8 protein-coding genes are annotated in these 13007 nt (G+C 44.5%); all 8 read left to right on the forward strand.

Going from position 1 to position 13007, the window contains the following annotated elements:
- Window positions 1-130: 130 nt before the first annotated feature.
- Window positions 131-1858, forward strand: a complete 1728-nt coding sequence (locus AC58U0_RS16540) for a sensor histidine kinase (protein WP_497380080.1) — start codon at window positions 131-133, stop codon at window positions 1856-1858.
- 23 nt (window positions 1859-1881) lie between these two features.
- Window positions 1882-3495 (forward strand): response regulator transcription factor, encoded by a 1614-nt coding sequence (locus tag AC58U0_RS16545; RefSeq protein ID WP_497380081.1) that lies wholly within the window; start codon window positions 1882-1884, stop codon window positions 3493-3495.
- Between the two features lie 263 nt (window positions 3496-3758).
- A complete protein-coding gene (locus tag AC58U0_RS16550) occupies window positions 3759-6677 on the forward strand; it encodes a glycoside hydrolase family 2 TIM barrel-domain containing protein (protein WP_497380082.1) in 2919 nt (972 codons plus the stop codon).
- Between the two features lie 638 nt (window positions 6678-7315).
- Window positions 7316-8620 carry a GTP cyclohydrolase IIa gene (locus tag AC58U0_RS16555; protein WP_497380083.1) on the forward strand — a complete coding sequence of 435 codons (1305 nt, stop codon included), beginning with the start codon at window positions 7316-7318 and terminating at the stop codon, window positions 8618-8620.
- Window positions 8621-8742: 122 nt separating this feature from the next.
- A complete protein-coding gene (locus tag AC58U0_RS16560; protein ID WP_497380084.1) occupies window positions 8743-9759 on the forward strand; it encodes an NAD-dependent epimerase/dehydratase family protein in 1017 nt (338 codons plus the stop codon).
- 2 nt (window positions 9760-9761) lie between these two features.
- Window positions 9762-10832: a dihydrodipicolinate synthase family protein gene (locus tag AC58U0_RS16565; RefSeq protein ID WP_497380085.1), complete on the forward strand. Its 1071-nt coding sequence runs from the start codon at window positions 9762-9764 to the stop codon at window positions 10830-10832.
- A 22-nt stretch (window positions 10833-10854) separates the two neighbouring features.
- Window positions 10855-11766: a Gfo/Idh/MocA family protein gene (locus AC58U0_RS16570; protein ID WP_497380086.1), complete on the forward strand. Its 912-nt coding sequence runs from the start codon at window positions 10855-10857 to the stop codon at window positions 11764-11766.
- Window positions 11767-11789: 23 nt separating this feature from the next.
- Complete coding sequence (locus AC58U0_RS16575) at window positions 11790-12791, forward strand: Gfo/Idh/MocA family protein (protein WP_497380087.1); 1002 nt, start codon at window positions 11790-11792, stop codon at window positions 12789-12791.
- The last annotated feature ends 216 nt before the right edge of the window (window positions 12792-13007 follow it).

The raw sequence follows: 13007 nt of genomic DNA on the forward strand, positions 1-13007 counted from the left end.
AGCGCACATGAGTAAACAGGAAAGATTTAGGTACAAAGAAGTATTGACCATGCTATAATATTTAAAAAGTCACAAGCCCTCGATATCGGGGGCTTTGCTGTATCCTCATAGGATAGGGGAGCGATCTTGCATGATTCGTCGGATTACAGGAAAAAGCTTCACTTCCAGCGTCAGCACCAAGCTGTTTATCCTTACTTTTTTGTCCGTAATCGTACTTTTCTTGGTGATCGGCATTTTCGGATACCAGCGGCTTTTCGAGCCGATCAGGCAGAACAATGAAGAAGTGCTGCAAGGCTCCGTCGTACAGGTTGAGAATTATATCAAAACTTTAATGAATTCTATACAAAGTCAACTGATCTTTCTCTCCAATCCGGTTCTATACAATAAAATGGATGAAGCCGACTATATGGAGCTAATCGATAATATCATGACTTACCACCAAGAACAGATACATAGTATTTATCTGATTGAATATGACAAAGTGAAGATTAGCTCTCCCTACGGATATCGATTTTATATCACTCCGGAGCGGATCGAGGAAATAAAGACTCAGACAAGCAAAACAGGCTTCTGGTGGAGTCCACCTCATTCAATCAATGAACGCTCCGTTATTACAGTTTCCAAGCAAATCGACAATAACCGCGTCGTTGCGCTAGATTTGAATTTGAATGCGCTAACTGGTCCGCAAATCATTCAAGGCGAACAGCGGCGAATTTATCTGTTTACGGGCCAAGGCGATTATTTGTCGACAAACACGTATCTCGCCTATCCGAAGACGTTTCAGGATCATTTGCAAATGAAGGATGCCTTGCAAGCATTAACCCAGAAGAGCGGGACGGCTTACAACACCGTTCACACCACTTTTGGAAGCTATATGGTGCTTAGCAGTAATCAAAATCGCTGGGACTGGTTTGTTTTCTCTGTGATCGAGGAGTCGCAGGCGTTTCCTTTGTTGGATTCGCTTAAGAAACAGCTGGTTGTAGTGCTGCTAATCGCAATTATTCTTGCAGTTATTGTTTCTGTATGGATTACGAACTACATCCGAAAGCCCGTGACAGCGATAACCCGACAATTCAAGGCGGCTGCGCGCGGCGAATTGGAAGCTCGGATCAAACTGAAGCGCAACGATGAATTCACGCATATTGCCGACGGTTTCAACAGCATGATGGGTAATATTAAGTCTTTGTTTGATGACTTGCGGATAGCGGAGGAAAAGAAGCGGCATCATGAACTGAAGGTGCTGCAATCGCAAATTCACCCCCATTTTCTTAACAATACACTTAATGCCATTTATTGCTTGGGAGAAACCGGGCAAACGGATGAAATGTGTGAAATGATTCGCTCGCTGATGGGGCTCCTGCAATATTCAACAGACAAGGTCGGAGATATTGTGACCGTTGAGGATGAACTTCGGCAATTGGAAAACTATGTTCAGATTATGAACCTCAGGTATGGGGATGTATTCGAAATGGACATTGCCGTTCCTGAGATCTACTTTAACACGGCAATCCCGAAGCTAACGTTAATTACATTGGTGGAGAACAGTATTTTCTATGGGCTCACTAAAAAAGAGGTTAATCATATTATTATCTCGGGGAAAAATACGGAGACTGATAGTGTATGGCTTGAGGTTTCGGATACGGGACCAGGGATTGATCCTGAGAAGCTTGCCTTGCTGACGGAAGAGACGGGGACGCCAAATCCTTATAAAGGTTTGAACAATCTGGGGCTGCGCAATGTGCAAGAACGGCTTAGCATGACATTTGGTTATCCGTATGGTCTGCATTTTCATAATGAGCCGGATGAGGGGCTAACGGTGACGATTCGTCTACCGATAGGAGAGCTTCGAGAGAAATAAATGTAGCGGAAGGGGAAAGTGCCATGCTGAAGCTGCTGATGGTGGATGACGAACAATGGGTACGTGAACGCTTTTCCGAACGGATTCCTTGGTCGGATGCAGGGTTTACGTTTATGGGAGCTGCATCGGGAGCGGAAGAAGCGATCCGAATGATAGAACGGGATATGCCGCATCTGCTGTTAACGGATATTACGATGCCGAATATGAGCGGATTAGAGCTAGCCGCATATGTACGCAAGAGGTGGCCGCGAATCCGAATTGTGATCCTGACGGCTTATGGCGAGTTCGAATACGCACGCCAAGCGATCGAGCTGGGTGTGGATAACTATTTGATCAAACTGGCGCAGACGCCTGAGCAAATTCTCGATGCTTGCCGCAAGGTGGCTGAAGAGATTGAGCAGGAGATGGATGTGGATCAAAAGCTGGAGATGCGCCGTAAGTTGGAATGGGAAAAGGAATGGACGAAGAAGCGCCAGTGGACAGGGCGGTTGGTGGACGATGATGGAAGTATTCATGGCCGAACGATTCCTGAAGAGTGGTTCGAAGGGGTTGCCCAAGCCAGCTATTTGGCGGGATTGACCATTGGCTGGAGCGTCCCTGCGGGATCCGAGCAAGCTGAGCTAACGGAGGAAGTGCTTGTTCAGCTCCAAAGACAAGTAGGCGAAGTATTGGAGCAGAGATTGGACCAGCGCATACTCGGTGAAGGCAACCAGATGGTGACGCTGCCGATACGGCGAAGCCGATTGTGCCTGTTGATCGGATCCAGACAGCTTCTGGAAAGCTTCAAGATGAACCAGCTGGCTTTGGCAGCACTGGAAGCTTTAAGAGATTTCGCCCCGGTTAAGAGCTTTATTCATGTCGGCCCGGTACGGGAACTAGGCAAGCAACCTTTGACGGTAAAGCAGATTGCCGACGGGTTACGCGAAGGACTAGATGGACTAGCAGCTTATTTCTATAAGTCGGATTCGTCTATTGTAAGCAAATATGCTACAACATTCCGGCGATTCGATGAAGAGCAGATCCGTGAGTGGATTGCAGCTGTGGTAAAAGCGATGCTGCGGGAGGATGCCGAAGCGTTCCAGGAAAGCGTGTCTGTCATAACAAAGCTTTATAATCCACCGGTTCATCCAGAGGATCTGCTGCGGATGACACGACAAATGTTTCACCCCGGGCTCGTTAAGATTCCAGCCTCGGTTGTGGAACGATTAAATGGAATCGATCGATTGGAAACGTGGGCGGATTACTGCACATGGTGGGAAAAAATGATTCACGCCGTAAACGAATGGATGAACAATCGCATTCATCCGTCAGCATCAATGCGCAAGGAAGTACAACTGATGATTCGCTATATTCGCGACCATTACAAAGAAGATGTGCAGGTGGCAGAGCTTGCTAAGCTTGTTCAATTGCACCCCTCTTACGCAGGTCAGATGTTCAAACAGGAGGTCGGCGAGAACTTCTCGGATTATTTGAACCGAGTTCGTATGGAAAAGGCAAGCGAACTGTTGGAACGGACGACGATGAAAATTTACGAGGTATCCGGAGCTGTCGGTATCTCCGACTACCGGTATTTCTGTAAATTGTTCAAGAGCCACACAGGATTTACGCCTACGCAATATAAAAATAAACAAGTGTAAGGGTTACGAGGGGCTGTCCCATAAGGTCAATAGATCTTAAAGGACAGCCCTCTTGGCGCAAAACCATCTCCTGAGAAGTCGATTTCCGCCTTCTCAGGCTTTGTCGGCTCGTCTTGCTCTCGCTGAAAGCGCTTTTTTCGCGCTTACTTGTCATGGATTCGTATGTTTCCTCAACACATATAAGGACTTTTTAAAGACTTGTCTTTAATATCGCTGCTCAATTAATATAAGCTTATAGACAGGTAAGCTGAGAGGAGTATGGCATGAATACAATAGATGAATTGGGTATCATCCAAGTACTTAAAAAAGGTGTTCATCGCAATAAATTAAGTTTTAATCAGGATTGGCGTTTTTTTCGGGGGGATACACCAGGTTCAGAAGCGGCTAATTTTGATGACTCAGCTTGGGAGATTGTGCACCTTCCTCACACTGTGAGGGTAGAACCGGCCCACTGTAGTGGAGGCTTGAACTATCTGGGTATCTCCTGGTATCGGAGACACTTTTATGTCGATAAGGCTTATAAAGGTCAAAAAGTATTTGTAGAATTCGAAGGTGCGAAGCACTCAGCTGATGTATGGTTGAACGGGAAACATCTTTTGACACATTACGGCGGTTACCTGCCATTTACAATAGATATTACGGATTATGTTACGGCAGATGGAGAAACGGATCATGTTATTGTGGTTAAGCTGGACAACTCCGATATGCCGGATGTTCCACCAGGTAAACCTCAGGGTGAATTGGATTTCTGCTATTATGGCGGACTTTATCGGAATGTATGGCTGCATACGACGGATAAATTGCATATCACAGATGCTATTTATGCGAATCAACAAGCAGGTGGCGGCTTGTTCATCACTTACTCGGATGTAAGTTCACTTAAAGCCCAAGTAAATATACAAACACATATTAGTAATGAATATGACATCCCTAAGGCTTGCTCAGTATCACATTATATTGTAGATAATAATAATGAAGTTGTTAGTAAGGTATCATCCAGTTTACACAACATTGATCAACAGAAGGATCATACGTTTACTCAGAGCGTTACAGTGTCAGATCCCAAGCTTTGGCACCCGGAACATCCCCACCTATATACTGTATACACGGTTGTTTATGATAGCGATGTAGTTGTAGATGCCTTTGAAACAAAAATAGGTATTCGGCACATCCGTTTTGATGGTGAAGGCTTTCATATCAACGGGACATTAATGAAATTAATTGGCGCCAATCGACATCAGGAATATGTATATGTGGGAGATGCCCTATCAGATTCATTGCATAGAAGAGATGCGATCAAGCTTAGAGAAGGCGGATTTACGATCATTCGTACTGGACACTATCCACAATCTCCGGCTTTCATGGACGCCTGTGACGAATTAGGCCTGATGTGTATTATTCCGACTCCTGGATGGCAGTGGTTCAGAGATAACGATACGTTTAAAGAAAGATCCTATCAAGATATTCGCGAAATGATTCGATATCATAGGAATCGCCCTAGTGTCGTATTATGGGAGCCTATCTTGAACGAAACCGATTATAGTGAACAATATACACGAACAGCTCTAGAGGTCACACATGCCGAATATCCAGGTGATCAATGCTATGCAGCCTGTGACAATTATAGAATTGCTGCCATCGACTATGATGTTGTTTACGGAGCAGCACTTCGTGAAAATCAGGGATCTTTCATCAGAGAATGGGGGGACCATTATTTGGAGCAGGCGGGTCCAAGGCATACGCATCTCAGATGTTCAAGAGGAACAAGAGATTTCTACCCAGGCGGCGAGTCTGGCATGCTGCAGTCTTCGAAAGAGCGTACCGACATATTAAATAACATCCTAGCTACAAAAGGACTTAGCGGCGGAGCGCTGTGGACCGGTATTGATACGAACAGGGGATATTACGATAATATAGCTGCTTGTGGTGCACTGGATTTATATCGTTTACCCAAATATAGCTATTATTTATTTCAAAGCCAAAGTGAACCTCATTTACAAATATCGGGTATTCGTACAACGCCAATGGTTTTCATTGCTAATGATTGGACATCGGCATCAACTAGGGATATTACGATTTATTGCAACTGTGAAAGAATCAGGCTCTATCTGAACGGAAGGCTTCTCGGTGTTAAGAAACCAGATGCAAGCTATGGCAGTATGCCGCATGCACCTTTCATATTCGAGGGGGTTGAATGGGAGCCGGGAAAATTAATGGCTGAAGCTATTGTTGACGATGTTATCGTAGCAACGCATGCCGTCATGACGCCGGGGACTCCGGATTATTTAACATTATCTGTGGATGACTGCGGTATTGATCTTAAAGCGGATGGATCTGATTTAATCATGGTCCATGTTTATGTAAGAGATGCCAATGGAACCGTTGTTCCGGATGCCTACAATAAGATAGCATTCCAGTTGACGGGGCCGGCAGAAATTGTCGGTGATGGAGACAGTAGAGTGGGGGCTAATCCCGTAGAAGCAGAAGCGGGTGCCATCGGGGTATTAATTCGTGCGACGAAGGAACCAGGCCTAATCACACTGCTTGCGGAGTCAGATGGTTTGAAATCGGCGACCGTAGAAATCATTTCGAAGCCCATCTCTGATGCATTTGTACCAGGGAAATTACAAATCCCACCTGATCGAAAACCGGAGTATGAGGTAGATCAGATTCCTTTCTTTTCGCCGCCATCATCAAGATATTGGGAACACTGGACAGATGTTGCGATCAATAAACCGGCGACAGCCAGTTCAGAGCTTCCTGGATGCAGCGCTAGTCAAGCAACAAGCAATGTCCTTGCTGATCGGTGGAGCGAGCGTTGGAGTGCTGGAAATAATGACCTGCCGGTGTGGTGGAAGGTAGATCTTGAAGGGTTCTACGAGTTGGATGGCTGTAAGATCTATTGGGAAAGTGATAATACAGAGTATGAATATCAAGTCGAAGTTTCATCCGATGATAGCCATTGGAAAGCGGTAGCTTCTCAAAGACAAACGGGACAAGAAATGGGCATGGATGAATTTCATGAAACAGGGATCAGGTACTTACGCATTGTTGTGACCGATATCCAAAGGGCTACCCAGCTTTTACGTAGTGAAAGTATTCGGGAAAGACATGTAATCTGCCTAACTCATACGGCAACGTTACCTAGCTTGAAGGCAGAGGCTTATCTGCGTTATATTTAACTTGAGTTTGCGCAGTATTCTGATAAATTACTGTGATGTGGATCCGCTCTTGCCTTGGCAATTCGATTCAGATCATCCTTCGGCCTTGCGCTCAGAGCTTTCGCGCAAGGTCGTTTTGGGTTAATCGTGAATCCTTACTCACTTTTAAATAATGTTGTAGAAGCCTTATTAAGTCGGGTTAGCAGCGATTGGGCTCGTAGATGGGGTAAAGTGGTTATCAATGTTGCATTTTCTGCAACAATTCACACGTCAAAGGGCTATTTTGCAGCGTGAAATTGCAATTTGTACAACATTTTGAACCCAATTGTTTCGAAATGGCCTGTATGGGACCAAATTGTTGTACATAATACAACAACGAAGGGTAAGAGGCGAGTTTAAGGCAGCAATTGTTGCACTTTCTACAACATGATTCACCCTTGAATATGGATACATTCATCCAGCAATCTCAATGCAGCTCAAAGGCTCTAGACTCTAATTTAGAGTCATACCTACCGGTGATAGAGAGCACAATGTATACCAACATATTTTGAAACAATTGAAAATAAAGCGAGGGATTTCCCATTGATACTTTAGGAAAAATAATAGGTCAGAACGATACGAGTGCTGGGGTAAAGATTGGCATTGTCGGACCTAAGGAAATGGTGTCTAAGATACTAAAAGTCATCAAAAATTTCCCTACGTTTGAACCCGTTGTCAGATATTCAAAGAATGAATTGGAAACGCCAGATTTATCAGATGAATTAAAGAATGAAGTGGAAGTCTTGTTATTATGCGGTCCTGTCCCTTACCGGAAAGTTCTGGAGAAAGTGAAATCGGTTGTACCTGTTCATTATGTACGATATAACGAAACTGGATTATATAAGGCTTTTTACAACATCCAAAAAAAGCTTGTAAAAGCAAATGGTATTTTAAACATTGGAAACGCAATTAGTGTAGATACAGTAACTCCGATCATGGTAAAACGATTTTTGGAAGAAATCGATGAACAAGATTTGAAAATCATTTGCTATGATGAGGCCAGCAACCCGACAAGAGAACAACTATTGGAGTTCCATCAAGATTGTTTTAACAAAGGTTTAGCCTCGGGAGCGCTCACTGGAATCAATTCAATATCAGCTGAATTAAATGATAGAGGTATCCCCAATGAATGGATGGTCCCAACCACACAGGACATCGTTGTTGCTCTGGAGAGAGCGCTTCTATCGACGGATGCGAGGAAAAGTAAGGAATCACAGATCGTTGTGGGTCTGATCAATGTGGATGGTTTTGGTAAAATCGTCGATCGCCATAATTCGGAGCATGAAATTCAAAAGCTGAAGCTCAATATTCACCGAATTTTGCTGGATTATGTGGATTCTTTACGAGGTCATCTTACGCATCTGGGAGGAGACGAATATTTATTTTTTACAACCAGGGGGATATTTGAACAAGAAACGGCTGGATACAAAAGAGTTCCTCTGGCATCAGAAATCTATAAATCCTATCAGTTAACGTTAAGTATCGGTGTTGGATTTGGCAGAACGGCCAATGAAGCGGGTTCGAATGCGAGATCAGCCTTGCGGAAATCCAAGGAGGCAAGCGGCAACTCCTGCTTTATTGTTAGAGAAGACAGAGGCATACTCGGACCTTTGGAAATGGTGGATGGCCAGGTGAAAGATATGGAATTGGTGAATCCTGACTTCATTAAAAAAGCAGAGAACGCCAATATGACCTCTTCCTACTTAAGCAGGCTACTTGTAACCTATGCCCGTACCGGCAAGAAAGAGTATAACGTTCAGGAACTAGCTTTGCTGCTCAATATTACCGTTAGAAGTACCCATCGACTGCTGTTGGAATGGTCGGATACAGGTTTAGTCCGGACTAGCGGTATGGAGAAAATGCCGAAAGGCCGCCCACGGCAAATTTTCGAGTTTGCGTTCCTGGATGAAAGTATGAAGAGCTAAGGTGAGATGGAAGGGATTTGTCCAAACCCTCTGTTTATATATAGACATTTAAAAGACTTGTCTTTTAATGTATCGGCTCTTTAAAATAAGGATGTAGACTTGAAAATCGAGAGGAGAACGATATGAAAACAATCCATGACTTAGAAACAAAGCTAGCTCAGCCTTCGTCCGCTTTAATCAATGATATTGCTGCACTCGATGGGGATATTCTGTTACTTGGTATCGGCGGTAAGATGGGACCTAGTCTGGCTAGGTTAGCCATGAACGCTATCAAAGAAGCCGGTGTAAATAAAAAGGTGATTGGCGCTTCGCGGTTCTCTTCTGAAGGATTAAAACAGGAGCTGGAGGCAGACGGTGTTGAAACGATTTCCGTTGATTTATTGAACGATCAACAGCTTCAGCAGCTGCCTGATGTGAAGAATGTTATTTATATGGCGGGAAATAAATTTGGCACAATGGGGAATGAGCATTTTACATGGGCAATGAACGCTTACCTCCCAGGACGTGTTGCAGAAAAATATAAAAACTCTCGTATTGTCGCTTTTTCTACAGGGAATGTGTACCCATTCACACCCGTTGCTCATGGAGGAGCTACAGAAGATACGGCGACAGGTCCGATTGGTGAATATGGTCAATCTTGTTTGGGACGTGAGCGGATTTTTGAGCATTTTTCCCGTAAGTATAATACGCCATTAACCATTTTCAGACTGAATTATGCGGTGGATTTGCGCTATGGCGTGCTTTTGGAAATAGCTAAATCGGTTAAAGCAGGAAAACCTATCAACATCACCATGGGAAATGTGAACTGTATCTGGCAAGGCGATGCGAATGAAATGGCAATTCGTTCCTTGAATATAGCCAGTTCCCCTCCTACATTCCTGAATGTATCCGGTCCTGAAACTTTATCGATGCGTTGGGCGGCAAATATGTTTGGCCAAAGATTTGGTGTGGAACCTATCTTTGTTGGAGAAGAATCACCAACGGCTTTATTGAGCAATTCAGCAAAAGCTCACCAGCTGTTCGGTTATCCTCAGGTTTCCATGCAGCAAATGATTGAATGGACCGCTGAGTGGTGTTTGGCCGATGGTCATACTTGGAATAAACCAACCCATTTTCAAGAGAGGGAGGGGAAATATTAAAAATGTGCCTAATAAAACCACTTAGCGAGGAAAAAAACAAGGCGCTGCATGAGGGATTGGTCATTCCCGCACATCCTCTGGCTTTAAATGCTGCAAGAGAGCTGGATGAACGCAGGCAAAGAGCTCTGACACGTTATTACATGGCTTCGGGTGCTGGCGGCATCGCAGTTGCTGTGCATACGACACAGTTTGAGATCAGGGACAAGGAGCATAATCTTTTCGAAAAGGTGTTGAGATTAGCATCCGAAGAAGTAAAGAATGCAAAGCTAACCAAGTCCTTCCTTCAAATAGCTGGTATTTGCGGTCCAACAGAACAAGCCGTATACGAAGCAGAAACAGCAGCGGGTCTCGGATATGATCTCGGTTTAGTCAGCATGGGAGGACTTCAAAGCTTCACAGAGAAGGATTTATTGAAGCGAATTGCCAAAATCGCGGAGATCATTCCAGTATTCGGCTTTTATCTGCAGCCTTCCGTCGGTGGAAGAGTATTAAGCTACGATTTCTGGAAAGAGTTCGCGAATATCTCTGGTGTGGCTGGTATCAAAATGGCCCCGTTTAACCGCTATCAAACGATCGATGTCGTGCGTGCCGTATGTAATTCCGAGCGGAGAGATGAAATTGCTTTGTACACAGGCAATGACGATAATATTGTGAATGATTTGCTGACCACTTACCATTTTGTCGTGAATGGAAACAAGGTTGAGAAAAAAATAGTGGGCGGTTTGTTGGGGCATTGGTCCGTTTGGACGCAAAAGGCTGTTGAACTTTTGGAGGCTATTAAACTTGTACGAAACGATGAAAGTCTAAGTTCCCACTGGTTGACGCGCAATATCGAAGTTACGGATTCCAATGCGGCATTTTTTGATACAGCGAATGGGTTTGCAGGATGTATAGCCGGGATTCATGAGGTGCTTAGGAGACAAGGTCTTCTGGAAGGGCGTTGGTGTTTAAATCCCGAAGAAGAGCTGTCTAACGGACAAATGGAGGAAATTGACCGTGTCTATCGGGATTATCCGAATTTGAACGACGATGAATTTGTTAAGAAGCATTTATCCGAATGGTTAGCAGATTGATTATGGATGGGAGGATTTACAGATGATGGCTGGGAAACCGATTCGAATTGGTATTATTGGTCTCGATTCATCGCATGCTCCCGTTTTTACGCAATTGCTAAACGATAAGAACCATGCTTATCATGTACCTGGCGGGGAAGTAACAGTTGCTTTTCCTGGAGGTTCAGACGATTTTGAGATGAGTTATTCGCGAGTTGCAGGGTTTACGGAGCAGGTTCGTGACAAGTATGGCGTGAGAATCGTCGAGACGCCTGAGGAAGTGGCTGATGCTTGCGATGCTATTCTGATGGTGTCGGTCGATGGGCGGGTTCATCTCGAGCTTTTTCGTCGCATCGCTGCATATCGCAAACCAATTTTCATCGATAAACCCATGGCTCTTTCATCTACCGATGCGAAGGCAATCGTGGAACTTGCGCAGCTTCATAGTATACCGATGATGAGCTGTTCTTCCCTTCGTTATGCTGAAGCAATGACCGAGGCATTACTGGAATCTGAAAGCGGCAGCATTATCGGCATGGATTGTTATGGTCCGCTAGCTATGCAAGCCACACAACCGGGGCTATACTGGTATGGCGTGCATACGGTTGAGATGCTTTTTAAAACACTGGGTAAAGGTTGTGTGAAGGTTTCGGCTGTTACAACGGATGAGCATGATCTCATTACCGGCGTCTGGGAAAATGGCATCATCGGTACGATTCGCGGCAATCGCAAAGGCAACTCAGAATTTGGCGCACTGCTGCATAGGGAAACCAAAACACAGTTTATCGATGTGTATCGACATCCGAAACCGTATTATGCCAGCTTAATGGAGAAAATTATGAGCATGTTTGTAACAGGAACGCCTGATATCGACATGGAAGAGACGCTGCAGATCATGCGATTCTTGGAAGCGGCTAATGAAAGTCGTGAATCTGGTTTAGAGGTATATTTGTAGAATCGGGAAAGGATGAAACGGCCATGCAAAAAGCAGAATTAAGGGTAGCGGTGCTTGGTGCGGGTATTATAGCCAAAGAACATTTTAATGCTATCCGAGCAACGACAGGATTTGCAGCTTGCGCGGTTGTAGATATCAATCTCGATAAAGCGAATGAAATCGCCCAGCTCTTTGATATAAAGGCTTATAGCGATTACCGGGAAATGATCAAACAGGAAAGACCGGACGTGGTGGTCATTGCATTGCCTCACTATTTGCATATAGAGTCAGCTGTGTTTGCAGCGGAACACGGATGTCATTTGATGCTTGAGAAACCTATGGCTTTGTCCGTATCGGAATGCGATGAGATTATCCAAGCTGGACGTAAAGCGGATATTCGCATTTTGGTCGGACATACTCAGCACTATATTGCTGAAAATATAGAGGCCAAAAGGATCATTCAAAGTGAAGAACTAGGAAAGCTCGTCATGATTCATGATGTCAGACATACGAATTACTTCCAAGACACGCGTCCACAGTGGTTTCTCGAAAAAGAGAAATCAGGCGGTGGCATTCTCGCCAATTTGGGTACGCACTCTATCGATAAAATTCAGTGGCTGACAGATCGTACTGTCCGTAAATTAAGATCATCTGTGAGTTATCATGGAAGCAGGGGCAATGTGGAAGGCAGCGGCATGATTTATCTGGAACTTACGTCAGGGATTCCTGCGACGATTGTTCAATCGGGTTACTTAGGGGCATCCCGCAATGAAACGGAGATCATTTTTACGGGTGGTATGCTGAAACTAGTAACCGGTGAAAGCTTATGGATAAGTCGGGGCGGTCAGTATGAGAAGTTGGAAATATTAAACACGGCCGCTCCATTCGAATTGCAGTATTCCGACTTGCTCACGGCCATACGAGACCATTCGGAAACCAGCTGCTCTCCAGCGTATGCGCGAGGCGTCATAGCTGCACTGGAGGCTGTATACCTTTCTGCAGAAACGGGTTTGGAACAGTTTGTTGTTCAACAAATCGGAGAATGAGCATTGGATAATGAAAGGGCAGGTCAAATGAACAGTTGACCTGCCCTTTTGGCGTTTGAATAGCCTTAATCCTTAGAAAAGGGTCGTTTTCAAGGTCTTCTCAGACTTGGAAAATAACCCCTTTTGTTTTCTGGAATTTGTAGACACTTTGTTGAATTGAATGTATATCTTCAAGGCCACACTGGACTTTATAATTTAGGATAGCACCAAATGAAA

It is taken from the genome of Paenibacillus sp. J31P190 (assembly GCF_059692075.1).